The 24,872-nt window shown below is 70.4% G+C and carries 26 protein-coding genes; 18 read left to right on the top strand and 8 right to left on the bottom strand.

Features of this window, described 5'->3' with window-relative positions; all coding sequences use genetic code 11:
- Window positions 1-100 precede the first annotated feature (100 nt).
- Entirely contained in the window at window positions 101-1,666 is a 1,566-nt protein-coding gene (locus ACXJ1Y_RS16635; RefSeq protein WP_463847283.1) for an efflux transporter outer membrane subunit, read from the top strand.
- 6 nt (window positions 1,667-1,672) lie between these two features.
- Here ACXJ1Y_RS16635 and ACXJ1Y_RS16630 read toward each other — a convergent pair whose 3' ends face one another.
- The 4 genes from ACXJ1Y_RS16630 to ACXJ1Y_RS16615 all read right to left on the bottom strand — a co-directional run bounded on the left by ACXJ1Y_RS16630 (window position 1,673) and on the right by ACXJ1Y_RS16615 (window position 5,786).
- Window positions 1,673-2,464: a flagellar hook basal-body protein gene (locus ACXJ1Y_RS16630; protein ID WP_463847282.1), complete on the bottom strand. Its 792-nt coding sequence runs from the start codon at window positions 2,462-2,464 to the stop codon at window positions 1,673-1,675.
- Between the two features lie 108 nt (window positions 2,465-2,572).
- The gene (locus ACXJ1Y_RS16625; protein ID WP_463847281.1) at window positions 2,573-3,040 is read right to left on the bottom strand and encodes a secondary thiamine-phosphate synthase enzyme YjbQ; all 468 of its coding nucleotides are present in this window, start codon (window positions 3,038-3,040) and stop codon (window positions 2,573-2,575) included.
- Complete coding sequence (locus ACXJ1Y_RS16620) at window positions 3,037-4,743, bottom strand: cisplatin damage response ATP-dependent DNA ligase (protein ID WP_463847280.1); 1,707 nt, start codon at window positions 4,741-4,743, stop codon at window positions 3,037-3,039. The genes ACXJ1Y_RS16625 and ACXJ1Y_RS16620 overlap by 4 nt, the downstream gene beginning before the upstream one ends.
- Entirely contained in the window at window positions 4,740-5,786 is a 1,047-nt protein-coding gene (locus tag ACXJ1Y_RS16615) for a ligase-associated DNA damage response exonuclease (protein WP_463847279.1), read from the bottom strand. Before ACXJ1Y_RS16615 ends, ACXJ1Y_RS16620 begins: the two co-directional genes overlap by 4 nt.
- Window positions 5,787-5,865: 79 nt before the next feature.
- Between ACXJ1Y_RS16615 and ACXJ1Y_RS16610 the strand changes: the two genes are divergently transcribed.
- The 4 genes from ACXJ1Y_RS16610 (at window position 5,866) to ACXJ1Y_RS16595 (ending at window position 8,947) form a co-directional block, all read left to right on the top strand.
- The gene (locus ACXJ1Y_RS16610; protein ID WP_463847278.1) at window positions 5,866-6,807 is read left to right on the top strand and encodes a class I SAM-dependent DNA methyltransferase; all 942 of its coding nucleotides are present in this window, start codon (window positions 5,866-5,868) and stop codon (window positions 6,805-6,807) included.
- A gap of 68 nt (window positions 6,808-6,875) precedes the next feature.
- Window positions 6,876-7,652: a YoaK family protein gene (locus tag ACXJ1Y_RS16605; RefSeq protein ID WP_463847277.1), complete on the top strand. Its 777-nt coding sequence runs from the start codon at window positions 6,876-6,878 to the stop codon at window positions 7,650-7,652.
- A 122-nt stretch (window positions 7,653-7,774) separates the two neighbouring features.
- Window positions 7,775-8,458: a nucleotide-binding protein gene (locus tag ACXJ1Y_RS16600; RefSeq protein WP_463847276.1), complete on the top strand. Its 684-nt coding sequence runs from the start codon at window positions 7,775-7,777 to the stop codon at window positions 8,456-8,458.
- A gap of 198 nt (window positions 8,459-8,656) precedes the next feature.
- Window positions 8,657-8,947 carry a hypothetical protein gene (locus ACXJ1Y_RS16595; RefSeq protein ID WP_463847275.1) on the top strand — a complete coding sequence of 97 codons (291 nt, stop codon included), beginning with the start codon at window positions 8,657-8,659 and terminating at the stop codon, window positions 8,945-8,947.
- Between the two features lie 89 nt (window positions 8,948-9,036).
- Here the strand turns inward: ACXJ1Y_RS16595 and ACXJ1Y_RS16590 are convergent, their stop codons facing one another.
- On the bottom strand, window positions 9,037-9,915 hold the full coding sequence (locus tag ACXJ1Y_RS16590) for a transporter (RefSeq protein WP_463847274.1): 879 nt from the start codon (window positions 9,913-9,915) through the stop codon (window positions 9,037-9,039).
- Window positions 9,916-10,023: 108 nt separating this feature from the next.
- Window positions 10,024-11,412, bottom strand: coding sequence for a M20/M25/M40 family metallo-hydrolase (locus tag ACXJ1Y_RS16585; RefSeq protein WP_463847273.1), 1,389 nt, complete (start codon window positions 11,410-11,412; stop codon window positions 10,024-10,026).
- A gap of 214 nt (window positions 11,413-11,626) precedes the next feature.
- On the opposite strand from ACXJ1Y_RS16585, the gene ACXJ1Y_RS16580 reads away from it, so the two are divergent.
- The 4 genes from ACXJ1Y_RS16580 (at window position 11,627) to ACXJ1Y_RS16565 (ending at window position 15,673) form a co-directional block, all read left to right on the top strand.
- On the top strand, window positions 11,627-12,154 hold the full coding sequence (locus tag ACXJ1Y_RS16580) for a (2Fe-2S)-binding protein (protein ID WP_243956060.1): 528 nt from the start codon (window positions 11,627-11,629) through the stop codon (window positions 12,152-12,154).
- Window positions 12,151-13,158, top strand: a complete 1,008-nt coding sequence (locus tag ACXJ1Y_RS16575; RefSeq protein ID WP_463847272.1) for an FAD binding domain-containing protein — start codon at window positions 12,151-12,153, stop codon at window positions 13,156-13,158. The genes ACXJ1Y_RS16580 and ACXJ1Y_RS16575 overlap by 4 nt, the downstream gene beginning before the upstream one ends.
- A gap of 7 nt (window positions 13,159-13,165) precedes the next feature.
- Entirely contained in the window at window positions 13,166-15,418 is a 2,253-nt protein-coding gene (locus ACXJ1Y_RS16570) for a xanthine dehydrogenase family protein molybdopterin-binding subunit (protein ID WP_463847271.1), read from the top strand.
- An 87-nt stretch (window positions 15,419-15,505) separates the two neighbouring features.
- The gene (locus ACXJ1Y_RS16565) at window positions 15,506-15,673 is read left to right on the top strand and encodes a hypothetical protein (RefSeq protein ID WP_463847270.1); all 168 of its coding nucleotides are present in this window, start codon (window positions 15,506-15,508) and stop codon (window positions 15,671-15,673) included.
- A 6-nt stretch (window positions 15,674-15,679) separates the two neighbouring features.
- Here the strand turns inward: ACXJ1Y_RS16565 and cynS are convergent, their stop codons facing one another.
- The gene (cynS, locus tag ACXJ1Y_RS16560; RefSeq protein ID WP_243956051.1) at window positions 15,680-16,168 is read right to left on the bottom strand and encodes a cyanase; all 489 of its coding nucleotides are present in this window, start codon (window positions 16,166-16,168) and stop codon (window positions 15,680-15,682) included.
- 195 nt (window positions 16,169-16,363) lie between these two features.
- Here cynS and tsaE point away from each other — a divergent pair, with 195 nt between their 5' ends.
- The 4 genes from tsaE (at window position 16,364) to ACXJ1Y_RS16540 (ending at window position 19,904) form a co-directional block, all read left to right on the top strand.
- Window positions 16,364-17,938: a tRNA (adenosine(37)-N6)-threonylcarbamoyltransferase complex ATPase subunit type 1 TsaE gene (gene tsaE, locus ACXJ1Y_RS16555; protein WP_463847269.1), complete on the top strand. Its 1,575-nt coding sequence runs from the start codon at window positions 16,364-16,366 to the stop codon at window positions 17,936-17,938.
- Window positions 17,939-17,964: 26 nt separating this feature from the next.
- Window positions 17,965-18,708, top strand: coding sequence for a nucleotidyltransferase family protein (locus ACXJ1Y_RS16550; RefSeq protein WP_463847268.1), 744 nt, complete (start codon window positions 17,965-17,967; stop codon window positions 18,706-18,708).
- A 42-nt stretch (window positions 18,709-18,750) separates the two neighbouring features.
- Window positions 18,751-19,545, top strand: coding sequence for an SDR family NAD(P)-dependent oxidoreductase (locus ACXJ1Y_RS16545; RefSeq protein ID WP_463847267.1), 795 nt, complete (start codon window positions 18,751-18,753; stop codon window positions 19,543-19,545).
- A gap of 140 nt (window positions 19,546-19,685) precedes the next feature.
- A complete protein-coding gene (locus ACXJ1Y_RS16540) occupies window positions 19,686-19,904 on the top strand; it encodes a hypothetical protein (protein ID WP_463847266.1) in 219 nt (72 codons plus the stop codon).
- Window positions 19,905-19,916: 12 nt separating this feature from the next.
- Here the strand turns inward: ACXJ1Y_RS16540 and ACXJ1Y_RS16535 are convergent, their stop codons facing one another.
- Complete coding sequence (locus ACXJ1Y_RS16535; protein ID WP_463847265.1) at window positions 19,917-21,194, bottom strand: polyhydroxyalkanoate depolymerase; 1,278 nt, start codon at window positions 21,192-21,194, stop codon at window positions 19,917-19,919.
- Between the two features lie 189 nt (window positions 21,195-21,383).
- Here ACXJ1Y_RS16535 and ACXJ1Y_RS16530 point away from each other — a divergent pair, with 189 nt between their 5' ends.
- From ACXJ1Y_RS16530 to purQ, 5 genes are all read left to right on the top strand, one after another.
- Window positions 21,384-22,787: an ActS/PrrB/RegB family redox-sensitive histidine kinase gene (locus ACXJ1Y_RS16530; RefSeq protein ID WP_463847264.1), complete on the top strand. Its 1,404-nt coding sequence runs from the start codon at window positions 21,384-21,386 to the stop codon at window positions 22,785-22,787.
- A 36-nt stretch (window positions 22,788-22,823) separates the two neighbouring features.
- Window positions 22,824-23,423, top strand: a complete 600-nt coding sequence (locus ACXJ1Y_RS16525) for an ActR/PrrA/RegA family redox response regulator transcription factor (RefSeq protein WP_243956041.1) — start codon at window positions 22,824-22,826, stop codon at window positions 23,421-23,423.
- A gap of 99 nt (window positions 23,424-23,522) precedes the next feature.
- Window positions 23,523-23,753: a hypothetical protein gene (locus ACXJ1Y_RS16520; protein ID WP_463847263.1), complete on the top strand. Its 231-nt coding sequence runs from the start codon at window positions 23,523-23,525 to the stop codon at window positions 23,751-23,753.
- Between the two features lie 134 nt (window positions 23,754-23,887).
- On the top strand, window positions 23,888-24,127 hold the full coding sequence (gene purS / locus ACXJ1Y_RS16515) for a phosphoribosylformylglycinamidine synthase subunit PurS (protein WP_243956038.1): 240 nt from the start codon (window positions 23,888-23,890) through the stop codon (window positions 24,125-24,127).
- Entirely contained in the window at window positions 24,127-24,807 is a 681-nt protein-coding gene (gene purQ / locus ACXJ1Y_RS16510) for a phosphoribosylformylglycinamidine synthase subunit PurQ (protein ID WP_463847262.1), read from the top strand. Before purS ends, purQ begins: the two co-directional genes overlap by 1 nt.
- Window positions 24,808-24,872: the final 65 nt, after the last annotated feature.

The following is a 24,872-nucleotide window of genomic DNA, read 5'->3' as shown; positions in this document are numbered from 1 at the left end:
GGGGCCGACTCGGCCGGCGGGGCGGGGGTCGCATTGACTCCGGCCGTCCCGGCGGCCCTTTTCCCGAGGAGCGGAGCGGGTGTCGGACCGCGGCGGGGGCATGATGACGAGGAGGGGCCGGAACGGTGCCGGGCGGGTCGCGGCGGCCCGGACGACGCGCGGCGTCGTCGCCGGATCCCTGGCGGCGGCATGGCTGTCGGCCTGCGCCGTGGGGCCGAACTTCGTCCCCCCCGAGGCGCCGCCGGTCACGCGCTACACCAAGGAGCCCCTGGCGAATCCCTCGGCCGCCGACACTTTGCGCACCCGCCAGGGCGGCTCGGCGGACCAGAGCTTCGTCCCCGGCGCCGACATCCCCGGACAATGGTGGACCCTGTTCCATTCGAAGGCGCTCAACCGCCTCGTGGAGCAGGCCCTCGCCAACAACCCGAACCTGGAGGCCGCCCAGGCCGGGTTGCGGGTGGCGCAGCAGAACGTGCTGGCCCAGAAGGGCACCCTCTACCCGACCCTCACCGCCACGCCCCTGGCGCAGGAAGCCCTGGCGCCGGGCCTGCAACTGCAATCGCCGCTCAATAACCAGACGCGGTATCTCTACTCGCTCTTCACCCCGCAGGCGGTGGTCTCCTACAGCCCCGACGTGTTCGGGGCCGACCGGCGGCAGATCGAATCCCTGGAGGCGACGGCCGAGAACCAGCGGTTCCAACTGGAGGCCGCCTATCTCAGCCTGACGGCCAACGTGGTGGCGGCGGCGATCCAGGAGGCGTCCCTGCGGGCGCAGATCGACGCCACCAAGAAGGTGATCCAGGCCCAGACCGAGGTGCTGGGGCTCTACAACAAGCAATTGTCCCTCGGGCAGATCGCCGGGGCGGACGTGGTGCAGCAGCAGGCGGCGCTGGCGCTGTCGCAGCAATTGCTCCCGCCCCTGGAGAAGCAGCTCGCGATCCAGCGCGACCTGCTGACGGCGCTGGCCGGGCGCCTGCCCTCGGACGAGGTGTCGGAGACTTTCGCCCTGGCGTCGCTGCGCCTGCCGACGAAGCTGCCCGTCAGCCTGCCCTCGCGCCTCGTGCAGCAGCGGCCGGACGTGAAGGCGGCCGAGGCGCTGGTGCAGCAGGCCTCCGCGAATGTCGGCGTGGCGGTGGCCAACCGCCTGCCGCAATTCAACATCGGGGTGACGGGCGGGTCGAGCGCGGTGCGCCTCGCCTCGGTGACGAATCCCGGCGCGGCCTTCTTCACGATCATCGGCCAGACGACGGCGCCGATCTTCGACGCGGGCACCCTGTTCCGCCGCCAGCGCGCCTCGGAGGAGAGCCTGAACCAGGCCCAGGCGCAGTACAAGGCGATCGTGATCACCGCCTTCCAGAACGTCGCGGACGCGCTGCGCGCCCTCCAGGCCGACGCCAAGGCGGTGGCCGCCGCCCAGGCCGCCGAGAAGGCCACGGGCCAGAGCCTGGAGCTGATCCGCAAGCAATACACGGCGGGCGCCGTGAACTCGTCGCAGGTGCTGATCGCGCAGCAGGGCTATCTCTCGGCGCTGATCACCTCGGCCTCGGCCCGCGCCACGCAATATGCCGACACGGCGGCCCTGTTCGTGGCGCTGGGCGGCGGCTGGTGGAACCGCAACGACGTCGCCCCCGCGCCGCCGGAGACGGACCCGCTGAAGTTTTTGTGAGACGCCTCACACGTACATGGTGAGGGCGTCCTGCAGCATCTCGTTGGCGGCGTTCAGCACCTTGGTGTTGGCGCTGTAGGCCTGCTGCGTCTCGATCATCTTGGCGAACTGGTCCGAGATGCTGGCATTCGACTGTTCGATCGAGCCGGCGGTGACGCTCGATCCGGCGAGGCCGTAGCTCGGGGTGCCCGAAGTGTCGGTGGCGAGGTAGGTGCCGCCGTCGAGGGGGGCGAGGGTCTCCGGGCTGTCGAACTGGGCGAGCGTCATCGTGCCGAGGCTCTTGGTGCTGCCGTCCGCGTTGGTGGCGGTGATCGAGCCGGCCGGCGAGATCGCGAGGCTCGCCGGCGTGGCGCCGCCCGTGGCGACCTGGACCGGGGTGCTCGCCGAGGGGCCGGCGAACAGGTAAAAGCCCGCCCCGTTCACGAGATAGCCGTTGGCATCCGCCGCAAAGTCGCCCCGGCGGGTGTAGCCCGTCTGGCCGCCGAAGCTCGGCGTGGCGGTGGAGCCGGTGTTGGCCTTCACGATGAAGTAGCCGTCGCCGGAGATCGCGAGGTTCGTCGAGACCCCGGTGGAGGCGATGGTGCCCTGCAATTGCAGGCTGGATCGGGTGCTGAGGGAGACGCCCCCCGCCGGCTGCGAGCCGGCCTCCGTCTCGGCGAGGAGATCGGCGAAATGCGTCTCCGTGCTCTTGAACCCCGCCGTCGAGGCATTGGCGATGTTGCCGGAGATGTTGTTGAGGGCGAAGGCCTGGGCGGAGAGGCCGCTGGTGGAATTCGAGACCGCGTCGAGGAGGCTCATGGCGTCGTCGTCCTGCCCGGACGTCCCGCGCGGATCGGGGCGGGTGCCGGCCCCGACCTTATGGTTTCGGGACCGTTAAGGCAGGGTATGTTCCCGAATGTTTCGGGCCTACCCGCCCATCGCCGTCAGCAGCACCTCCCGGCGGTGCGGGCGGTCGCGGTGCTCGATCAGGTAGATTCCCTGCCATGTGCCGAGGGCGAGCCGGCCGCCGACGACCGGGACCACGAGGCCCGAATCCGTGACCATGGTGCGGATATGGGCGGGCATGTCGTCCGGCCCCTCCGCGCCGTGGACATAGGCGTCGTGCCGGGGGGCGAGGCCGTCGAGGGCGGTGAGCAGGTCGGTCTGCACGTCCGGGTCGGCGTTCTCCTGGATGGTGAGGGAGGCCGAGGTGTGCCGGCAGAACACGCTGGCGAGGCCGTTCCCGATGCCGCTTTCGTGCACGAAGCCGGCGATGGCGGCGGTGATGTCGGTGAAGCCCTGGCCGGGCGTGGCGACGATGAACCGGCCGCTCGCCTGCTGCGTCACCGGCCCGGAGGCCAGCGCCTCGACCCGTCCGAACCGACCGCTCCTCATGCATCCTCCTGCAGGCTGGCGCCGGGGGCGATCTCCTTCTCGCCCCGGGCGAGGATGCGCTCCAGCACGTCGATCCGGTCCGCCTCGGCCGCGGGCTTGTCCCAGCGGATGCGGCTGACGCGGGGAAAGCGCATCGCCACCCCCGACTTGTGGCGGGTAGAGCGTTGCACGCCCTCGAAGGCGATTTCCAGCACCAGCCCGGCCTCGCGACCATAGGCGACCTCCCGCACCGGGCCGAAGCGCTTGGTCGTGTGGTTGCGGACGTAGCGGTCGAGCTTGGCGAGTTCCGCGTCGGTGAAGCCGTGATAGGCCTTGCCCACCGGCACCAGCTCGTCGCCGCCCTCCGGCGCCTCGCGCCACACGCCGAACGTGTAGTCCGAGTAGAAGGACGAGCGCTTCCCGTGCCCGCGCTGGGCATACATCATCACCGCGTCCACGATGTGCGGCTCGCGCTTCCACTTCCACCACGGGCCCTTGGGGCGGCCGGGCAGGTAGGCGCTGTTGCGGCGCTTGAGCATCACGCCCTCGATCGCGTCCGCATCCTCCCCGGCGCCCACGGAGGCCGGGTCGGCGCGGGCGGCGGCCAGCGCGTCCCAATCCGCGAAGGGCACGAGGGGCGAGATGTCGATGCGGGCGTGGTCGAGGCGGCGGATCACCGCCTCCAGGCGCTCCCGCCTCGCCGAGAACGGCTCGGACCGCAGGTCCTCGCCCTCGCTCGCGAGCAGGTCGTAGGCGCGCACATGCGCCGGGAATTCCTCCAGCAGCTTGCCCGTCACGGACTTCCGGTTGAGCCGTTGCTGCAGCACGTTGAAGCTCTGCACCCGGCCTTCGCGCAGGATCAGCAACTCGCCGTCGAGGGCGCCTTCGAACGTGATCGCCTCCGCGAGGTCGGGGAAGGCGTGCGTGATGTCCTCGCCGGTGCGGGAATAGACGCGCCCCACCTGCACGCCCTCGCGGTCGCGCCCGCCGACGAGCTGCACGCGGATGCCGTCCCATTTCCACTCGGCGGAGAAGGCCTCCGGTTCGAGCTTGTCGAGGTCGTCCCGCTCCTCGATCGGGTGCGAGAGCATCGGCGGCCGGAAGGGGGCCGGGTTCAGGGTCTCGGGGCGCTCGGCCCGGCCCTCGACCCAGGCGAACAGGCTGGCGAAGGGCGGCTCCAGCCCGTGCCACACCTCCTCGACGGCGTCGGCCTCGTGCCCGCCCAGCGCGCCCACCGCCGTCTTGGCGAGCCGCGCCGAGACGCCGACCCGGAGGTTTCCGGTGACGAGCTTCAGGAGCGCCCAGCGTCCGGTCTCGTCCAGCGCGTCGAGCCAGGTGGCGAGATGGCCGGGCAGGTCCTTCTTGGCCGTCGTGGCCAGGGTCTCCACCACCTCCGCGAGGCTCGGGGGAGGGGGGTTGTTGTGGCCGATGCCGGCCTCGTTCGCCTCGGCCGGCGCCGGCCAGATCAGCGCCGTCGTCTCGGCGAGGTCGCCGACGTAATTGTGCGACAGGCGGAACAGCACCGGGTCGATGCGCGCCTCCACCAGCCCCCGGATCAGGGCCGGCTTGGCCTCGCGGAAGCTCAGGGAGCCGGTCATGGCGCCGAGCGCGTAGCCGCGCTCCGGGTCGGGCGTCCGGGCGAAGTAATCCTGCAGCAGCCGCAGCTTGGCGTTGCGGCGGGGCTCGTAGCCGAGGCGGTCGAGGAGATGGGCGAAGTCGTTCACGCCGCCTCCTCCGTGCCGGCCGCCACGGGCTCGGCCTCGCCGTCGTCGCCGTAGCCGAGGAGATGCAGGGGCTTGGCCCGGATGCCCACGCTGCCGCACCAATGGACCAGGGCGTCCTCCTGCCCGTGCGTCACCCAGACCTCGCCGGCCCCGGTCTCGCGGATGGTGCGGCACAGGTCCGGCCAGTCGGCGTGGTCGGAGATCACGAGGGGCAGTTCCACGCCCTTCTGCCGGGCGCGGGCGCGCACCCGCATCCAGCCGGAGGCGAAGCAGGTGACGGGATCGGGAAACTTGCGCGACCACACGTCCTGGATGGAGGAGGGCGGGCAGATCACGATGGCGCCCGCCAGATCCTTGCGCTCGGCGGCCACCACCTTGCGGGTCTCGCCGAGGGGAATGCCCTCGCGCTTGTAGAGGTCGGTCAGCTTCTCCATCGCCCCGTGGAGATGGATCGGCCCGTCCCAGCCCTCCTCGCGCAGGAGCGCCATCACCCGCTGCGCCTTGCCGAGCGCGTAGGCGCCGACGATGTGGGCGCGCTCGGGGAAGAGCCTCTGGGACGCGATGAGCTTGCGCACCTCGCCCCGCGTGTCGGGATGGGTGAAGACCGGCAGGCCGAAGGTCGCCTCGGTGATGAACACGTCGCAGGGGACGACCTCGAAGGGCAGGCAGGTCGGGTCCGGGGCGCGCTTGTAGTCGCCGGAGACGACGACCCGCACGCCCTCGTGCTCGATGACGATCTGCGCCGAGCCGAGGACGTGCCCCGCCGGCACGAAGCGCACGGAGACGTCGCCGACGCGCAGCGTCTCCCCGAGCTTGGCCTCCTGGGAGGAGCCGCAGAAATCCTCGCCGTAGCGCACGGCCATGATCCGCAGGGTCTCGGGGGTGGCCATCACGCGGGCGTGGCCGGCGCGGGCATGGTCGGCATGGCCGTGGGTGATGAGCGCCCGCGCCACCGGCCAGGTCGGATCGACGTGGAACGACCCGAGGGGGCAGTAGAGCCCCTCGCGGGTGAGGGTGAGCAGATCGCTCGCGCGTGTGGACATCGACCCTCGATCAGACACCTTGCGGGGCTCCGCCCCGCGCCCGCAAAAGGGCTCGCCCTTTTGAAACCCTGTTCGACGCATGTACGTCCCCCAGAGTTCCGGCGATCTCCTTGCCGACCGCCGTTATCGCTACGCCGAGGCCTGCCTCGCGGAGGGCGATGCGGCCGCCTGCGCCGACCTCGCCGCCCAGGCGGTGGAGATCGCCCCGCGCTACGCCCCCGCATGGCTGCTCCTCGGGCGGGCGCGGGAGGCGCTGTTCGCCGCCACCCGCGACCCCGCCGAGCGGGAGGCGGCGCTCGCGGCCTACGCGACGGCGCGTGGCCTCGACCCGGAGGATCGGATCGGCGCCGGGCTGCATCTCGCCCGGCTCGGGGTGGGGGAGGGGGCCGCCCTCACCCCCGCCTATGTCCGCGCCCTGTTCGACGGCTACGCGCCGCGCTTCGAGCGCCATCTCGTGGAGGGGCTGCGCTATGTCGGGCCCGCGCTCGTGGCGGAGGTACTGCCCGCCGCGCCGGTGCGGTTCGAGGCCGCCCTCGACCTCGGCTGCGGCACCGGCCTCGCCGGAGCGGCCATCGCCCACCGGGTCGGGCGGCTCACGGGGGTCGACCTGTCGCCCGCCATGCTGGCGCAGGCCCGCGCCAAGGGCTGCTACGACAGGCTGGTCGCGGCCGAACTCGGGGCGTTCCTGAACGACGAGCCGGCGGAATCGGCCGATCTCTGCCTCGCGGCGGACGTGTTCATCTACTGCGCCGACCTCGCGCCGATCCTCGCCGGCATCGCCCGCGTGCTCCGGCCGGGGGGATGGGCGGCCTTCACGATCCAGTCGCCGCCGGAGGGCGAGACGGACCCTCCGGTGCGCCTTGGCACGGACGGACGCTACGCCCATGCGGATGCTCACGTGATCGCGGCGGCCGGGGGGGCCGGTCTCGCGGTGAGGATCCTGCGCGAGGCGACGGTACGGTTCGAGGGGGGAAGGCCGGTGCCCGGCCGCATTGCCGCCCTGCAACCCGTGCTTGGATGAAACCTCGGGCGGTGCCGTCCATTAATGGTCGGCCGCCATGGGGCGGCCTCAGTCACGGGGGGTGACGCATGGTCAACGAGCGGATCGAGAAGGACAAGTCCGGAGCCCCGGAGGACAAGTCGTTCCCCGCCGATCCACGGTCCCGCCTGTTCTTTGCCATCGCCCTGGCGATGCTCGCCGGGACCGCCGATTCCATCGGCTTCCTCGAATTCTCGCAGCTCTTCATGTCGTTCATGTCGGGCAACACCACCCGCTTCGGCGTGGCGGTGGCGAACGGCGACTGGGACAACGTCACCCGCGTGGCGAGCACCATCGCGGTGTTCTGCTTCGGCGCCTTCCTCGGCACGCTGATCGCGGCGGTGGTGGGCCGCTGGCGGCTCTCGGTGCTGCTGACGATCCAGGCGGCGCTGCTGGCCACCGGCCTGCTGATGCCCTGGGGCACCTTCGCCTACCCGCTCCACGCCTACCCGATCGTGCTGGCGCTCGGCCTGCAGAACGCCACCCTGCAGGACGAGGGCGGGCGCTCGCTGGCGCTTACCTACGTGACCGGCGCCGTGGTGCGGTTCGGCACGGGCTGCGCCAACCTGCTGATGGGCACCGTAGCGCCCTCCTTCTGGATCCAGGCGCCGCTCTGGGCGGGCCTCAGCGCCGGCGCCGTGCTCGGCGGCCTGCTCGATTACCGCTTCGGCGAGATGGCCTTCCTGTTCCCCGCCGGCCTCGCGGCGATCCTGGCCCTCATCGCCATCGCGCTCACCGTGGCGAAGCCGGGCAGCACCCTCGTCGCCGGCTCCTCGCCCGCGCCCGATGCCAGCCCCAAGGCGAAGATCATCGACGCCATCCACTGACACGATCCGCCGCCGGTCATCGGCGCGGCGCGGCCTGCGGTTTGCCGCGGGCCGCGCCTGCCGTAAGCCTGCACCGCCCGGAATCAGGCGGCTCCCGTCCGTGACCGGGATGGAATCGCACGATGGATCCCCGCCGCACGGGCCCCCAACCCAGCCCCAGCCCCCGCCCCCGCGTGATCGCGGTCGCCGTCCAGAAGGGCGGCACCGGCAAGACCACGCTCTCCGCCTCCCTCGCCGTCGCGGCGATCGAGGCCGGCGAGCGCGTGACCGCCTTCGACGCCGACCCGCAGGGCTCGCTCTGCGCCTGGGGCACCCTCCGGGGCGGAATCGAGCCGGTGGTCGACAGGCTGCGTCCCTGGGAATTCGCGCAGTTCCAGCCGATCCTCGACGAGCAGGCCGAGCAGGGGCGCACCCTCGCGATCATCGATACGCCGGGCTCCTCCATCGGCGGCGTCGCGGCGATCCTGCGGCTCGCCGACCTCGTGCTGATCCCGATCCGCCCCTCGCGGCTCGACCTGATGGCGGCCTTGCCGACCATCGAACTCCTGGCCGGGCAGGGCCTCGGCAACCGCCTCGCCCTCGTCCTCAACCAGTGCCCGCCTCCGCCCTCGCCGCGCACGGGCCTCTACGCGCGGCAACTCGCCGGCCTCGGGATGATGGCCGAGCCCGCCATGCTCCAGCGCGTCGATCACCAGGATGCCATCGCCCTGGGCCGGGGCGTCACGGAGCACGCACCGGCCGGCTACGCGGCCTCCGAGATCCGCGCCCTCTGGTCCTGGATCGACCGGCGGATCGCCCGGCCCTGACGACCGGGACGGGGGATTAGTCCGCGCGTTGTTTTTCCATGTGTGTGGGCGCACCCAGCAACGACAATAAAAGGATTAAATTACAGCTAGATATACTGTGCGTATGCGCACTTATACATTCGAAAATAGGCGCTATGTTCTTCTCATCGGCGCAGGACAGCGGGTCCGGCGCGAAGACACCTCGAAGGGGTTATTGAGATGAAGCGCTTTGCGATCCTGGGCCTGGCCGTCACCGCTCTGGCCCTGCCGTCCCTGGCCCGTGCCGAAGGCGGCGACGGCAGCCGCCAGGCGGCCGGCGGCGGGCACATGAGCAGCTACGTCAACGACCCCTACCACAACCCGAAGTCGCTCCACTCCCAGCGGATGGGCACGGGCCAGATCGCCGGCGCGCCGATGTTCCACGACGGGAACCGCGCCACGGTCAGCCGCGGCGACGTGGTCGCCCCGCACTGGGCCTCGGGCACCGCGCCCCGCCGCTCCCACCGCTAAGCGCACCTGAACAGAAGAACCCCCGCGATCCGAGGATCGCGGGGGTTTTTTGTTGGAGCAAGCGAAGACGAAGACTGAGGAAGGGGCGGTTATCCGCCCTGTTCCCGCGTCACGAGGGTGCGGTTGGGCGCGACGTCCTTCTTGTCCTGGTAGAGGGGGACGATGGCGCGCAGCCAGCCGCGGGTCTCGTAGCCGCCGTAGTTGCGCTCGATCACGTCGCGGGTGACGTAGGCCTGAAGGTTCACCGGGCCGAAATTGTAGCCGACGAGGGCGCCCACCGCGATCTGCCCCTGCCGCTGGTAGCCGGTGACGTTCGTCGGCAGGTCGGTGGAGCCGAAGGCTACCGGGCCGATCTCGAACTTGCCGAACTTCTTCGTCGCGGTGATGTCGAGGTTCAAATAGTCCGGGTAGAGCACGCCGAAGGGCGAGCGGTCGTTCAGGAATGTGCCGTAGAGCAGGTTCGCTGTCAGGTTGAAGCCGTTGCCGGTGTAGCTCGCCGCGAAACGGTGCGAGAGCGAGGCTTCCTGCGTGAGGAAGCGGGTGTCGATCGGCAGGTAGCCGCCGAACAGATAGCTCACGCCGAAATCGTTGCCGAGGTCCCAGGCGAGCTGCCCGGCGAGCAAGGGCTGGCCAATGCCGCTCTGGTAGGGGCCGCCGCGCGGGCTGGACGCCACCACCGGCTGCGTGAAGAAGAACTGGACCCGCGCGCCGAGCACCGTCCAGGGCGTCGCGAGGGCGAGCGTCGGCAGGTTGACGTTCGATTCCGACGAGGCCGGTGAGGTGTCGCGCACGCCGAAGCTCGACAGGTTCACGAAATACAGGCCGACCGGCAATTGCGCGCCGGTGGGCAGGCCGATGGTCTGGCCGGGCTGGGCCGCCGAGCCCGCCTGCGCCGCGCCCCCCGCCAGGGCCGCACCCAGCCCCAGCCCCAGCCCGAGGGCCGTGGCCCACTTCACACCACTTCGCATTCACGCCTCCGCGCACCATCCCTGTCCGATGAGACGGCTACGCTTCGCGGATTCATCCGGCCGGGGCGGGGAGGGCGGGCCGGCGGCGTGTCCTATGGCACGGGGCGCTCAGCTCCGTTCGCCCAACGCGGAAAGGATTCGCGCCCAGGACCGTGTGCCCTTGTGGAAGCTCGTGAGGTCGTACTTCTCGTTCGGCGAGTGGATGCGGTCGTCGTCGAGGCCGAAGCCGATGAGCAGCGTGTCCTTGCCCAGCAGCCGCTTGAAGTCGCCGACGATGGGGATCGAGCCGCCCGCACCCACCGTCACCGCCGGCACGCCCCACTCGGCCTCGAGGGCCGCCTTGGCGGTGGCGAGTTCCGGCATGTCGAAGGGCAGGCTGATCGCCCGCGAGCCCTTGTAGGTGACGACCTCGACGGAGCAATCGGCCGGCACGCGCTCGCGGACGAAGGCCTCGAAGCTTTTCGCCAGCGCCGCCGGGTCCTGGTCGTCCACGAGGCGGAAGGAGACCTTGGCCGAGGCGGTGGAGGCGATCACCGTCTTGGTGCCCTCGGCGGTGTAGCCGCCCCAGATGCCGTTCACGTCGCAAGCCGGGCGCGACTGCACCAGTTCCAGGGGCAGGCGGCCCTTCTCGCCGGCCGGCTCCTTCAGGCCGATGGGGCCGAGCAACGTCTCCGCGGTCATGCCGAGGCCGCGCCATTGCTCGATGACGTCCGCCGGGCGCTCGTGGACGCCCTCGTAGAAGCCGGGGACCGTCACCCTGCCGTCGGCGTCGTGCAGGTCGGCGACGATGCGCGACAGGACGTGGATCGGGTTGCGGGCGGCGCCGCCGAAGAAGCCGGAATGCAGGTCGCGGTCGGCGCAGGTGACTTTCACCTCGAAGTAGCAGAGGCCGCGCAGCGACGAGGTGATCTGCGGCGTCCTCGGGTCCCACATCCCCGTGTCGCAGACGAGGACCACGTCGCAGCCGAGCCGGTCGCGGTTGGCCGCGACCCATTCCGGCAGCCCCTGCGATCCGCTCTCCTCGGCGCCCTCGATCAGGATGGTGACGCCGCAGGGGAGTTCGCCGCTCATCGCGAGATGCGCCCGGCAGGCCTCCACGAAGGTCATCACCTGGCCCTTGTCGTCCGAGGCGCCCCGGGCGACGATCCTTTTGTGACCCGCCGCGTCGGTGGTGAGGCGCGGCTCGAAGGGCGGGTGCGTCCAGAGGTCGAGCGGATCGACCGGCTGCACGTCGTAATGGCCGTAGAACAGGACATGCGGCGCGCCGGGCTTCGGCTTGTGGGCCAGCACCACCGGGTGGAGGGAGGTGTCCTCCACCGATGTCTCGAAGCCCAGCGCCGTCAGGTCCGTGGCGAGCCACTGGGCGGCCTCGCGGCACTGGCCGGCATGGGCCGGGTCGGTCGAGATCGAGGGGATGCGCAGGAAGGCGAAGAGCCGTTCGAGCGCGTTGTCGAGATCCGCGTCGATGTCGTTCAGGATCGCGTCGAGTCCGGCCATCGCTCTCTCCGCCGTGTCGGGGACAGGCGCAGGGTTAGCCGAGGCCGGCGCCGGGCGGCAATGCCCTTCCGTCGCAGGGCGTCCCTCTTCGGAACAGGCTCAGTTTGGAATGGTTATCGACGGAACCGGTTGTGCACGGGCCATCGCGATGCGCCCCGCCGCCGAACCTTCGTCATTCCCGCCGGCTCCGCCGGCCCTTTTCGCGGACGACGCCATGCAGCTTGAACAGAGTCCGCCGGTCTCGGCGGACACGCCCATCGGCATCACGCTCACCATCAACGGCCAGCGGCGCGAGTTGCAGGTCACGCCCTGGACGACCCTCCTCGACCTCCTGCGCGAGCGCCTGGACCTCACCGGCACCAAGAAGGGCTGCGATCACGGCCAGTGCGGCGCCTGCACCGTGCTGGTGAACGGCACCCGCGTGAATTCCTGCCTCACCCTCGCGGTGATGAAGGACGGCGCCGAGATCACCACCGTCGAGGGTTTGGCGAGCCTCGGCGAGCGCAAGGGCAGCAACGCCCTGCACCCGATCCAGGAAGCCTTCATCGAGCACGACGCCTTCCAGTGCGGCTACTGCACCCCCGGCCAGCTCTGCTCGGCGGTGGGCATGATGGAAGAAGGGCACGCCCATAGCCGCGAGGAGATCCGCGAGGCCATGAGCGGCAACATCTGCCGCTGCGGCGCCTACACCAACATCGTCGATGCCATCGAGGACGTGATGCACCAGGGGGGCGCACGATGAACCGCTTCGAATACGTCCGCGCCGGCACGGTGGCGGAGGCGGTCGGCGCCTTCGGGGCCGGCGCCCGGTTCATCGCCGGCGGCACCAACCTCCTCGACCTGATGAAGTATGAGGTCGAGAAGCCCGGCCGGCTCATCGACATCACTCACCTGCCCCTCAAGGGCATCGAGGAGGCGAACGGTGGCCTGCGCCTCGGGGCGCTGGCCACCAACGCGAACGTCGCCTACGATTCCCGCGTTGCGGAGCGCTACCCGCTCCTGCGCAACGCGATCCTGGCCGGCGCCTCGGCGCAGCTGCGCAACGCGGCGACGACCGGCGGCAACCTGCTCCAGCGCACCCGCTGCTACTATTTCTATGACGCGGGCACGCCCTGCAACAAGCGCGAGCCCGGCTCGGGCTGTCCGGCGATCGGCGGCGTGAACCGCATCCACGCGATCTTCGGCACCAGCGACCAGTGCATCGCCACGCACCCGTCGGACATGTGCATCGCGCTCTCTGCCCTGGAGGCGACGGTACAGGTGAGCGGGCCGGACGGCGAGCGGTCGATCCCCTTCGCCGAGTTCCACCGTCTGCCGGGGAACGAGCCGCAGAAGGACACGAACCTGAAGCCGGGCGAGATCGTCGTCGCCGTCGATCTGCCGGAGCAGGGTTTTTCGCGGAACTACACCTACCTGAAGCTGCGTGACCGGCTCTCCTACGCCTTCGCGCTGGTCTCGGTGGCGGCCGCCCTCGACCTCGACGGCGACACCATCAAGACCGCCCGCCTTGCGCTGGGCGGCGTCGCCCACAAGCCCTGGCGCAACATTCAGGCCGAGGCCGAACTCGCCGGCAAGCCCGCCACGCGGGAGACCTTCGCCAAGGTCGCCGACATGATCGTGGCCGAGGCGAAGCCTCAGTCCGAGAACGGCTTCAAGATCGAACTCGCCCGGCGGGCCATCGTGCGCGGCCTCGAACAGGCCGCCGCCGGCACGCCCCAGTCGCTCAGCGACAAGCGCATTCAGTGAGGTCCCGATGACCATTCAGATCAGCCCCGCCGCCGGCAGCGACCGGCATGTCGGCAGCCCGCGCAGCCGTGTCGACGGCCCCGCCAAGGTGACGGGCCTCGCCAAGTATGCCGCCGAGTTCACCGCCGAGGGTCTCGTCCACGGCTACGTCGTCACGAGCACCATCGCCCGTGGCACGATCACCGGCCTCGACACCGCTAAGGCCGAGGCCGTTCCGGGCGTCGTGAAGGTGCTCACCCACGAGAACCGCCCGGACATGGCCGCGGACCCGAAGGCCTACCAGGACATGGTCGGCCCCCCCGGCGTGCCCTACCGCCCGCTGTTCGACGCGAACATCCTGTTCTCCGGCCAGCCGGTGGCGGTGGTGCTCGCCGAGGATTTCGAGACGGCGCGCTACGCCGCCTCCCTCGTCAACGTCACCTACAATGCCGAGACGCCCAAGACCGACATCGATGCCCTTGTCGGCGAGGCCTACGACCCGCCGAAGAAGCGCGACGGCATCAAGCCGCCGCCGGAGCCGTGGGGCGATGCGGACGGGGCCTTCGCCAAGGCGCCGATCCGGGTTAACCAGCAGTACCGGATGGCCAACGAGCACCATAACCCGATGGAGCCCCACGCCACGACGGTGGTGGTGGAGCCGGGCGGCAGCTTTACGGTCTACGACAAGGTCCAGGGTGTTGCGAACACGCAGCAATACCTGACCGGCGCGTTCGGCCTGAAGCCGGAGCAGGTGCGGGTGCTCAACCCCTATCTCGGCGGCGGCTTCGGATCGGGCCTGCGCCCGCAATTCCAGGCCTTCCTGGCGATGCTCGCGGCCCGCGACCTCGACCGCTCGGTGCGGATCGTGCTCACCCGTGAGCAGATGTGGAGCTTCACCTACCGGGCCGAGGCGGTGCAGACCGTCTCCCTCGGCGCGGGCCAGGACGGCGCCCTCCAGGCGCTCAAGCACGATGCCGTCCACGGCACCTCGCGATACGAGGATTACCAGGAGAACATCGTCAACTGGTCGGGCACGCTCTACGCCTGCGACAACGTCAAGCTCACCTACAAGCTCGCCAAGATCGACACGGCGACCCCCGGCGACATGCGTGCGCCCGGCGCGGTCTCCGGCCTGTTCGCCCTGGAGAGCGCCATGGACGAGCTGGCGCAGGAGCTGGGCAAGGACCCGATCGAGCTGCGGCTCATCAACTACACCGACCGCGAGCCCATCGAGGACAAGCCCTTCGGCTCGAAGGCGCTGAAATCCTGCTTCACGCAGGGCGCCGAGCGCTTCGGCTGGGCCAAGCGCACCCCCGAGCCCCGCTCCATGCGCGACGGGCGCGAGCTCGTCGGCTGGGGCGTCGCCTCCGGCATCTGGGAGGCGCTGATGATGCCCTCCAAGTGCCGCGCGGTGCTCACCGGCGACGGGAAGCTCGAACTCGGCAACTCCACCGGCGACATCGGCACCGGCACCTACACGATCCTCACGCAGATCGGCGCCGACACGCTCGGCCTGTCGATGGAGGACGTGACGACGAAACTCGGCGACACGTCGCTGGCCGAGGCCCCCGTGGCGGGCGGCTCGTGGACGGCGGCCTCCTCCGGCACGGCGGCGATGAAGGCCTGCCGCGAGATCGCGGCCCAGGTCTTCGTGCTCGCCCGGCAGATGGACGATTCGCCGCTCGCCAACGCCGATTTCGAGCGGGTGGTCTTCTCGAAGGGGCGCATCGCGCTTGCCGACGACCCGTCCCGTTCCGTCGCCATCGTGGATGCGATGAAGGCCGGCGGCCACGACCGGATCGAGGTGGTGGGCGAGGCCGGGCCGGATTCGGACTTCGCCAAGGAGTTCGAGTGCTTCACCCACCAGGCGGTGTTCGTGGAGGTGAAGGTCGATGAGGAGTTGGGTCAGGTCCGCGTGACGCGGGTGGTCTCGGCCATCGCGGCGGGCAAGATCCTCAACCCCAAGACGGCGCGGAGCCAGATCATCGGCGCCACGGTGATGGGGATCGGCTCGGCCCTGCACGAGGAATCGATGCTCGACCACAGGCTCGGCCGGTTCATGAACCGGAACCTCGGCGAGTACCATGTGCCGGCGCATGCCGACATCCACGACCTCGACGTGATCTTCGTGGACGAGGAGGACAAGGCGAACCCGCTCGGTGTGAAGGGCGTCGGCGAGATCGGTATCGTCGGCACGGCGGCGGCCATCGCCAACGCGGTGCATCACGCCACCGGCAAGCGCGTCCGCGACATGCCGATCACCATCGAGAAGCTGCTCTGACCTTGAGAGTCCGGCCCCTCCTCCTCGCGGGGGAGGGGCCGGTCGGTAAGCCGGATCGTAACCTTTCCCGCCGATCCTCGGATCTCAATGCGGGAGGTGACGATGGAATGGGTCTATCGCGGCTTCGAAACGTCGCTCCTCGCCCTGACGCTGGCGCTGGGCCTCGCCGCCCTGGCGAGCCTCGGACCCCCGAAGGAGCCCGAGGCGGCCTTGCGCGTCACCCTGCCGATGCTCAGCGTGACGGCGTCCCGGTAGACGGGCTCAGCCCTCCTTGAACCCGTATTCCGGCGTGCCCTCGTCGTTGCCATAATACTTGTAGGGCAGGAACTTGCCCGACATGGTCAGCTTCACGCGGTCGCCCTTGTTGTTGGCCTCGCGCGCCATGTCCATGTTGAAGTCGATGGCCGACATGATGCCGTCGCCGAACTCCTCCTGGATCAGCTCCTTGAAGGTCGTGCCGTAGACCATCACCAGTTCGTAGAAGCGGTAGATCAGCGGATCGGTCGGCGGCATGGACGGGATCGAGCCGCGATAGGGCGCCTCGTTGATCATGCGCTCCTCGGCCTCGGTGAGGCTGAACAATTCGGCGGCACGCTTCGCCTGTGCCTTGGGCAGCTTCATTTGGCCCATGCAGGCGGCGGTGATCAGGAAGGGCGACAGGCCGCCGATCTGCTCGTGAATGTACTTCCAGCTCCAGCCTTTTTCCCGCTTGATATCGAGCAGCTTCTCGGTGAGGTCTTCGCGCTTCATCCTGTCCTCCGCACCGTGACGTGCCTTCGTTGGTGTCACGGCGTTCCGCCGTGGCAAGCCCCGTGCCAGCCTGGACCAGGAGTTGCGGGCGTGCTTTCCCTGCACCGCCCCGTCGCGTTACCAGCGCGGCGGCGGGATTGGGCTTGCATCGGCCCCTGCTTTACGGACCATGCGCGCAAGCTCGCGGAGGTAATTTTGGGCGGCGACGATCAGGACGTGCGCGAGGAATCCGGCGAGGCGGGATCCGCCTGGGAATTCGTGTTGCCCGATGAGATGGCGACCGAGGACCTTGGCCTGTTCCTGTGCGAGTTCCTGCTGCCGGGGGACCGGGTGGCGCTCTCGGGCGGCCTCGGGGACGGCAAGACGACGCTCGCCCGCGCGATCATCCGCGAATTGACGGGCGATCCCGCCCTGGAGGTGCCCAGCCCGACCTTCACCCTGATCCAGCCCTATACGGCCCGCGACGGGCGATCCATCATCCATGCCGACCTCTACCGGCTGCGCGACCCGGACGAGCTGGTCGAACTCGGCTTCGAGGAGATGGCCGAGGGGGCGATCACCCTGGTCGAATGGCCGGAGAAGTTGCCGGCCCAGGGCGGCCCCCTCCTCTCCGTCACCCTGGCCCTGCGGCCGGAATTCGGCGAGGGCTCGCGCTTCGCCCGGATCGAGGGCTTCGGCGGCCTGCAGGCCCGCATCGACCGGGCGCGGGCGGTGCGCAAGCTCCTGGCCCGCGCCGGCTGGGACGATGCCGAGCGCATCTTGATGCAGGGCGATGCCTCGTCCCGCGCCTACGAGCGCCTGCGCAAGCCCGACGGCACCACGGCGGTGCTGATGATCTCCCCGGCGCGGGCGGACGGCCCGCCCGTGCGCGACGGCAAGCCCTATTCGGCCATCGTCCACCTCGCGGAGAGCGTCCACGCCTTCGTCGCCCTCGACCGGGGCCTGCGGGCGCTCGGCTTCTCGGCGCCCAAGGTCTACGGCGAGGATCTGAACGAGGGGCTCCTGATCCTCGAAGACCTCGGCAGCGAGCCGGTGATCGAGAACGGCGCCCCCCGGCCGGAGCGCTACGCGGAGGCGGTGCGGCTGCTGGCCAAGCTCCACGCCACCGATCTGCCCGCCGTGCTGCCGGTGGCGGAGGGGATCGACCACGTCATCCCCCCCTACGACAAGGAAGCGCTGCTCTTCGAGGCGGAGCTGCTGCCGGAATGGTACGCCCCCGCCATCCGGGGCGTGAGCCTCACGCAGGAGATCCGCGACGAGTTCGTCGCCCTGTGGCGCGAGGCGCTGGACGGCGCCGTCCCCGCCCGCCCGACCTGGACCCTGCGCGACTACCATTCCCCCAACCTGATCTGGCTGCCGAACCGGGAGGGTCTGGAGCGGGTCGGCGTCATCGACTTCCAGGACGCGGTGATGGGCCATCCGGCCTACGACGTCGCCTCGCTGCTGCAGGATGCCCGCGTCGACGCCAGCGCCGACTTCGAATTGCGGCTGCTCGGCCTCTATGTCCGCGAGCGCCGCGCCCGCGATCCGAACTTCGACATGGGCGCCTTCGCCACCGCCTACGCGCTGCTGGCGGCGCAGCGGGCGACGAAGATCCTCGGCATCTTCGCCCGGCTCGACCGGCGGGACGGCAAGCCCGGCTACCTCGCCCACCTGCCGCGGATCGAGGGCTACCTCGCCCGCAACCTCGCCCACCCGGCCCTGGCGGCCGTGCGGGACTGGCATGAGCGGCACCTGCCCGGCACCGTCGGCGACAACCCAGAGGCCTGACCCCCGCGACGGCCAGGACAACGAGCATGAGCGACGCCTCCGAGACCCCGATCACCCGCGCCTTCGTGCTGGCCGCCGGCCTCGGCACGCGGATGCGGCCGGTGACGGACACCCTGCCCAAGCCCCTGGTGGCGGTGGCGGGCAAGCCGCTCCTCGACCACGCCCTCGACCGGGCGGCCGAGGCGGGGCTGGCGCACGCGGTGGTGAACGTCCACTGGCTCGCGGAGCAGATCGAGGCGCATCTCGCCCGGCGGGCGGGGCCGCCGCGCCTCACCGTCTCGGACGAGCGCGAGGCGCTGCTGGAGACCGGCGGCGGCATCCGCAAGGCGCTGCCGCTGATGGGCGAGGCGCCCTTCGTGGTGCTGAACTCCGATTCCTTCTGGCTCGAAGGCCCGGAGCCGAACCTGTCCCGCCTCATCGCCGCCTGGGACGGCGCGCGCATGGATGCGCTCCTCCTCGTGGCGCCCACCACGACGAGCCTCGGCTACGAGGGCGCGGGCGATTTCCTGGTGGCGGCGGACGGGCGCCTGGAACGGCGCGGCGAGCGCAAGGTCGCCCCCTTCATCTACGCGGGCGTCGCGATCCTGAAGCCCGCCCTGTTCGCGGACACGCCGGAGGGCGCCTTTTCCCTCAACCGGCTGTTCGACAAGGCCATCGCCTCGGAGCGGCTCTTCGGCATGCGCCTCGACGGGCAATGGCTGCATGTCGGCACCCCGGAGGCGATCCGCGCCGCCGAGGAACGGGTGCGGGCCAGCACCCGGACCCCCTGAGTTCAAGGGCCGCCGGGCCCACCCCGCGACGGAGATCGCATCGTGCAGGAAACCCCAAGGTCGGCTGAAGGCCGCATCGCCCTCGTGACGGGCGCGGCGCGGGGCATCGGCCTCGCCAGCGTGGAACGCTTCCTCGCGGAGGGCTGGAAGGTCGCCCTCCTCGACATCGACGGCGGCAACCTGGAGGCCACGATGGGCCGCCTCGCCAAGCCCGACGCGACGCTGGCCATCGTGGCCGACGTGTCCGATCCGGCGCAGGTGAGCGCGGCGGTCCGGCAGGTCGAGGAGCGGTTCGGCCGGCTCGACGCCCTCGTCAACAACGCCGGCATCGCGATCTTCAAGCCGCTCCTGGAGACGACCTTCGAGGATTGGTCGAAGGTGCTCGCCGTGAACCTGTCGGGGCCGTTCCTCTGCACCCAGGCGGCGGCGCCCCTCATGGCGGCCCATGGCGGCGGGGCGGTGGTGAACCTCACCTCGATCTCGGGCCTGCGCGCCTCGACGCTGCGGGTCGCCTACGGGACCAGCAAGGCCGGCCTCGCCCAGCTCACCAAGCAGCAGGCGGTCGAGCTCGCCCAGCACGGCATCCGCGTGAACGCCGTCGCCCCCGGCCCCGTGGACACCGCCATGGCCAAGGCGGTCCACAGCCCGGAGATCCGCGCCGCCTATCACGACGCGGTGCCGCTGGCCCGCTACGGGCTGGAGAGCGAGCTGGCGAACGTCATCGTGTTCCTGTGCTCGGAGAAGGCGTCCTACGTGACGGGGCAGGTGGTCGCCGTCGATGGCGGCTTCGAGGCGACCGGCATCGGCCTGCCGGCCCTGCGCGGGCACAACGGGTGATGGCGGAAACAGAATTCGCGGAATTTTCGACAGTATCGTCGGCGGGACAACTTTAAGGCAACGTCTTGCCGCTATTGCGGGCGACGGAGGCGGCGGCGGCCACGACAGGTGCGCCGCCCGCCTGCCCAGGAACCCCACCCGTGCAATACACCGTCACTGCCCGCTGCGCCGTCGGCCGCCGGGACCATCGCCATGCCTCGCTCCTGGCGGCCCTGGATCAGGCGATGAGCCTGTCGGCCGCCGGCCTCGCGGAGGTGGCGATCATCGACGGCGACGGGCGCTCCGTGACGCCGGGCGCCCTCTACCGGACCCTGTTCGGCCCGCGCCCCGCCGCGCAGCCGGCGGCGAAGGCGGCCTGAGCCGCCCGCGTCTCAGCCGACGCTGCGCAGATAGACCGGCCGCCGGGTGGATTCGGCGGCCATTTCGCGGATGAAGGACGCGATACGCGGCGCGATGATCGCGCGGTAGCGCGAACCGTTGAACACGCCGTAATGGCCGACGCCCTCCTGCAGGTGGTACGCCTTGCGGGAGTCGGGCAGGTTCGGCGTCATGTCCAGGGCGGCCTTGGTCTGGCCGACGCCGGAGATGTCGTCGTTTTCACCCTCGACGGCCAGGATGGCGCAGCGGCGGATGGCGGCCGGGTCCACCGGCACCCCGTGCGAGACCATCTCCCCCTTCGGCAGGGCGTGGTTCACGAACACGGTCTGCACGGTCTGCAGGTAGTATTCGGCGGTCAGGTCCATCACCGCGAGGTACTCGTCGTAGAAGTCCCGGTGCTTCTCGGCCGAGTCGCCGTCGCCCCGCACCAGATGGTCGAACATGTCGGTGTGGGCGGTGACGTGCCGGTCGAGGTTCATCGCCATGAAGCCCGACAATTGCAGGAAGCCGGGATAGACCCGCCGGAAGGCCCCCGGATAGATCGGCGGCACGAGGCTGATCGTGTTCCGCTCGAACCATTCCTGCCCGCGCTCCTGGGCGAGGCAGTTCACGGCGGTGGGCGAGCGGCGGGTGTCGATCGGCCCGCCCATCAGCGTCATCGAGACGGGGACGTGCGGCTCGTCCTCGGCCTCCATCAGCGCCACGGCGGCCATCACCGGCACGGCCGGCTGGCACACGGCCATGACGTGCAGGTCCGGCCCGAGCTCGGCGAAGATGTCGCGCAGATAGTCGATGTAGGTGTCGAGGTCGAAGGGTCCGGCGAGCAGCGGCACCATCCGCGCGTCGGTCCAATCGGTGATGAACACCTGATGGTTCGGCAGCATCGCCTCGGCGGTGCCGCGCAGCAGGGTGGCGTAGTGGCCCGACATCGGCGCGACGATGAGCAGCTTCGGCTGCGGCTCGGCGGGCGGGGTGCGGAAGGCGCGGTCGAAGGCGATCACCCGGCAGAAAGGACGCTCCGAGACGACGCGCTCGGTCACGGGCACCGTCTGGCCCTCGACGACGGTCTCGGTGAAGCCGAAGGCGGGCTTGCCGTAGCGCCGCGTCACCCGCTCGAACATCTCGCAGCCCGCCGCGATGGAGCGGGCGTAGGGCGAGTAGGCCATCGGGTTGGCCGGGCTCTTGATGCTGTGGCGGGTGATGTCGGCTGCGAGACGCGCCGGAGCCATCATCATCCGCGCGCCTTCGAACAGTCCATAGGCCAGCAGCATGGTGGATCCCTCGGCGACGGGGCTCTCCCCGCCAGGACAGCGGCAACACCCTGCGCAGGATGATGGTTCCCCCTGAACGGGGCCGTAACGGCGCGGCGCCTCGCCCCACCCGCGAATGAAACCACGGATTGTCCGGGCTTTCTGCGCCGATCGATTTCGGTTCTGGCCGGAGCACCCTAGTTTCCGGGGATGCATACGATCCAGGAGCGACTGACCGGACTCGACGGCAGGGCGCGGCAGCTTCGGCTCGATACCTTCGTCAGGCTCCGCTGGCTCGCCATCACCGGGCAGAGCGCGGCCGTGGTCGGGGCGCAGTTCGGGCTGGGCCTCAACCTGCCCTTCGGCTGGTGCTTCCTGGTCATCGCCGCCTCGTCCTGGCTGAACCTCGCCCTGCGCATCCGCTTCCCGGCGAGCTACCGGCTGAACGCCGATTCGGCGGCCCTGCTGCTGGCCTTCGACATCGTGCAGCTGGCCGCGCTCCTGTTCCTCACGGGCGGGCTGCAGAACCCGTTCTCGCTCCTCTTCCTCGCCCCGGTGCTGATCTCGGCCACCGCCCTGCCGCCGGAGCGCACCCTGGCGCTGGGGCTCCTCGCCATCGGCCTCGCGACGCTGCTCGCCCTGGTCCACCGGCCGCTGCCCTGGTTCGCGGACGGCAAGATCGAACTGCCGTTCCTCTACGTCTCGGGGGTCTGGACCGCGATCCTCCTCGGCACGGCCTTCACGGGGGTCTACGCGTGGCGGGTGGCGGAGGAGGCGCGCCAGCTCGCCCAGGCGCTCGCCGCCACCGAACTCGTCCTGGCCCGCGAGCAGCACCTGTCGCAGCTCGACGGGCTCGCGGCGGCGGCGGCGCACGAACTCGGCACGCCGCTCGGCACGATCATGGTCGTCTCGAAGGAGCTGATCCGCCAGCTGGGGCCGGATGCCTCGCCGGCGGTGGCGGAAGACCTCGCCCTCCTGCGCGAGCAGGTCGATCGCTGCCGCAGCATCCTCGGCAAGCTCACCTCCCTCGACGGCGAGGGCGATGGCGACGGGGGCGACTTCCTCACCACCGTCACGTTCAGCCACCTCGTGGAGGAACTGGTGGCGCCGCAGCGGGCGCTCGGCGTCGTCATCGACGCCTCCTGCCGCGGGGAGGGGCCCGAGCCCTCCTGCCGCCGCAACCCCGGCGTGATGTTTGGCCTGGGCAACATCCTCGACAACGCGGTGGACTTCGCCAGCACGCGGGTCGCCATCGCCGGCCAGTGGAACCACGAGCGGGTCTGGATCGAGATCCGCGACGACGGGCCGGGCTTCTCGGCGGAGGTGCTGCTGCGCGCGGGCGAGCCCTATGTGACCACCCGCAGCACCGAGCAATCGCAGGACGGCGGCAGCGCGACGGTCGGTCTCGGCCTCGGCCTGTTCATCGCCAAGACGTTGATCGAGCGGTCAGGCGCGCAGATCGGCCTGTCGAACGCGGCCGGCGCCAATGCCCATGGTGCCATCGTCCGGGTTTCGTGGGCGCGGCACATCTTCGAAAGAGGAGCCGTTCCGCGCCATTCTCCGGAGATAAGTGGTTCCGCGCCCCTGCCGCCGCGCGACATCGTGCCTATATAAAGGTTTCAACAGAGACATCTTCGAAAGGGACCCCCGATGCTCACGCAGTCCGGGACCTCCGCGGCGACCGATGCCGCGATCTTGAGCGATTCCGATCCGCTCGCCGCCTTCACCGATCGCAGCCTGCTGATCGTGGATGACGACAAGCCCTTCTCCACCCGCCTCGCGCGGGCGATGGAAAGCCGCGGCTACCATGTTCAGGTGGCCGAAAGCGTCGCCGAGGGCGTGTCGGCCGTCGAGTCCCATGCCCCCGCCTTCGCGGTGATCGACATGCGCCTCGGCGACGGCAACGGCCTCGACGTCATCGCCCGGCTCAAGGAGCGCCGGCCGGAGGCGCGCGGCGTCATCCTCACCGGCTACGGCAACATCGCCACGGCGGTGACGGCCGTGAAGCTCGGCGCGTTCGACTACCTCGCCAAGCCGGCCGACGCCGACGAGATCCACGGCACGCTCATGGCCCAGCCGGGCGAGCGCGCGGATCCACCGGAGAACCCGATGTCCGCCGACCGGGTGCGGTGGGAGCACATCCAGCGGGTGTATGAGCTTTGTGGTCGCAATGTCAGCGAGACGGCGCGCCGCCTGAACATGCACCGCCGGACGCTTCAGCGCATCCTGGCCAAGCGCGCCCCGCGCTGAGCGGGCGAGACGGGCGGCGCTGCTTGCGCCGCCTGCCCGCCCTGAGGTAGCAGGACGCCTTGCGAGCCCGTTCGACGGGCGGCGGGAAGGGTTGCACTCGTGAACGCACGCAATGCGGTCACCATCCTGAGCATGATGGTCCTGGTGGGCACGGAGGTGTTCGCCGTGGCGATCGCGGCCGGCTGGGCGCTGGCGGGTCTGTTCGACCTCGGCGACCGGGTCGGCCACGTCCTGATGGGCCTGTTCAGCCTGTTCGCCGCCTGGATCATGCTCCAGCTCTGGCGCCGCGCCACGAGCATCGAGCCGATCACCCGAGCCAAACGGTCCTGAATCCTGCGTGCCGTGCAGGGTGGCGGACCCCTCTCAACGTTCGACAAGGTGAGCGGGCTGATCTAAGGATCGCCGGTCACGTTTTCGATGTCGCCGGCGCGGTGCGCGCTCGGCAACCGGTGAGTTAAACAGCGATGAAAGCCCGAATCACCGTCACCCTGAAGACCGGCGTGCTGGATCCCCAGGGCAAGGCGATCGAGGCGGCCCTGAAGTCGCTCGGGATCGCCGGCATCGAGGGTGTCCGGCAGGGCAAGGTCTTCGATCTTGAGGTCGCCGCCGCCGATTCCGCGTCGGCCCAGGAGACTCTGAAGGCGGCCTGCGAGAAGCTTCTCGCCAACACCGTCGTCGAGAATTACGCGATCGAGATCGCCTGATGCACGCGGCCATCGTCGTCTTCCCCGGGTCGAACCGCGAGGCGGATGTCGCGCGGGCGCTGCGGCTCTCGGGGGCGAAAGTCTCGATGGTGTGGCACGCCGACACGGCGCTGCCCGCCGGCACAGACCTCGCCGTCCTGCCCGGCGGCTTCTCCTATGGCGATTACCTGCGCTGCGGCGCCATTGCGGGTCGGGCCGCGGCCATGGATGCGGTGCGTGCCCACGCGGCCCGGGGCGGCCTCGTGCTCGGCATCTGCAACGGCTTCCAGATCCTGTGCGAATCGGGCCTGCTGCCCGGCGTGCTGATGCGCAACGTCGACCGCCGCTTCATCTGCCACCGGCAGACCCTGCGGGTCGAGCGCACCGACACGCGCTTCGCCCGCGCCTACACGGCGGGGCAGGTGATCGACGTCTGCGTCGCCCATGGCGAGGGCAATTACTTCGCCGACCCCGACACCGTCGCCCGGATCGAGGGCGAGGGCCGCGTGGCCTTCCGCTATTGCGACGAGGCGGGGCAGACCACCGTGGCCGCCAACCGCAACGGCTCGCTGAACAGCATCGCCGGGATCTATTCGGAGAAGGCCAACGTCCTCGGGATGATGCCCCACCCGGAGAATTTCGTCGAAGGCCTGATCGGCGGCACGGATGGGCGCGGCCTGTTCGAGAGCTTGGCGGCCTGACGCCGTTCGCTCCCGATTTCGGCCCATCTTCGACCTCATCCTGACGTGCCCGCCGAGGCTGCTTC

The sequence above is a fragment of the Methylobacterium sp. TK26 genome (assembly GCF_055361565.1).
Note: the sequence above shows the minus strand (reverse complement) of the source record. Positions and strands in the feature narration are given on the sequence as shown.

Bases quoted from the DNA above. Each gene is read 5' to 3' on its own strand.
- ACXJ1Y_RS16635 (WP_463847283.1), top strand. From the start codon at position 101: ATGATGACGAGGAGGGGCCGGAACGGTGCCGGGCGGGTCGCGGCGGCC.
- ACXJ1Y_RS16630 (WP_463847282.1), bottom strand. From the start codon at position 2,464: ATGAGCCTCCTCGACGCGGTCTCGAATTCCACCAGCGGCCTCTCCGCC.
- ACXJ1Y_RS16625 (WP_463847281.1), bottom strand. From the start codon at position 3,040: ATGAGGAGCGGTCGGTTCGGACGGGTCGAGGCGCTGGCCTCCGGGCCG.
- ACXJ1Y_RS16615 (WP_463847279.1), bottom strand. From the start codon at position 5,786: ATGTCCACACGCGCGAGCGATCTGCTCACCCTCACCCGCGAGGGGCTC.
- ACXJ1Y_RS16610 (WP_463847278.1), top strand. From the start codon at position 5,866: ATGTACGTCCCCCAGAGTTCCGGCGATCTCCTTGCCGACCGCCGTTAT.
- ACXJ1Y_RS16605 (WP_463847277.1), top strand. From the start codon at position 6,876: ATGGTCAACGAGCGGATCGAGAAGGACAAGTCCGGAGCCCCGGAGGAC.
- ACXJ1Y_RS16600 (WP_463847276.1), top strand. From the start codon at position 7,775: ATGGATCCCCGCCGCACGGGCCCCCAACCCAGCCCCAGCCCCCGCCCC.
- ACXJ1Y_RS16595 (WP_463847275.1), top strand. From the start codon at position 8,657: ATGAAGCGCTTTGCGATCCTGGGCCTGGCCGTCACCGCTCTGGCCCTG.
- ACXJ1Y_RS16590 (WP_463847274.1), bottom strand. From the start codon at position 9,915: ATGCGAAGTGGTGTGAAGTGGGCCACGGCCCTCGGGCTGGGGCTGGGG.
- ACXJ1Y_RS16585 (WP_463847273.1), bottom strand. From the start codon at position 11,412: ATGGCCGGACTCGACGCGATCCTGAACGACATCGACGCGGATCTCGAC.
- ACXJ1Y_RS16580 (WP_243956060.1), top strand. From the start codon at position 11,627: ATGCAGCTTGAACAGAGTCCGCCGGTCTCGGCGGACACGCCCATCGGC.
- ACXJ1Y_RS16575 (WP_463847272.1), top strand. From the start codon at position 12,151: ATGAACCGCTTCGAATACGTCCGCGCCGGCACGGTGGCGGAGGCGGTC.
- ACXJ1Y_RS16570 (WP_463847271.1), top strand. From the start codon at position 13,166: ATGACCATTCAGATCAGCCCCGCCGCCGGCAGCGACCGGCATGTCGGC.
- ACXJ1Y_RS16565 (WP_463847270.1), top strand. From the start codon at position 15,506: ATGCGGGAGGTGACGATGGAATGGGTCTATCGCGGCTTCGAAACGTCG.
- cynS (WP_243956051.1), bottom strand. From the start codon at position 16,168: ATGAAGCGCGAAGACCTCACCGAGAAGCTGCTCGATATCAAGCGGGAA.
- ACXJ1Y_RS16550 (WP_463847268.1), top strand. From the start codon at position 17,965: ATGAGCGACGCCTCCGAGACCCCGATCACCCGCGCCTTCGTGCTGGCC.
- ACXJ1Y_RS16535 (WP_463847265.1), bottom strand. From the start codon at position 21,194: ATGCTGCTGGCCTATGGACTGTTCGAAGGCGCGCGGATGATGATGGCT.
- ACXJ1Y_RS16530 (WP_463847264.1), top strand. From the start codon at position 21,384: ATGCATACGATCCAGGAGCGACTGACCGGACTCGACGGCAGGGCGCGG.
- ACXJ1Y_RS16525 (WP_243956041.1), top strand. From the start codon at position 22,824: ATGCTCACGCAGTCCGGGACCTCCGCGGCGACCGATGCCGCGATCTTG.
- purS (WP_243956038.1), top strand. From the start codon at position 23,888: ATGAAAGCCCGAATCACCGTCACCCTGAAGACCGGCGTGCTGGATCCC.
- purQ (WP_463847262.1), top strand. From the start codon at position 24,127: ATGCACGCGGCCATCGTCGTCTTCCCCGGGTCGAACCGCGAGGCGGAT.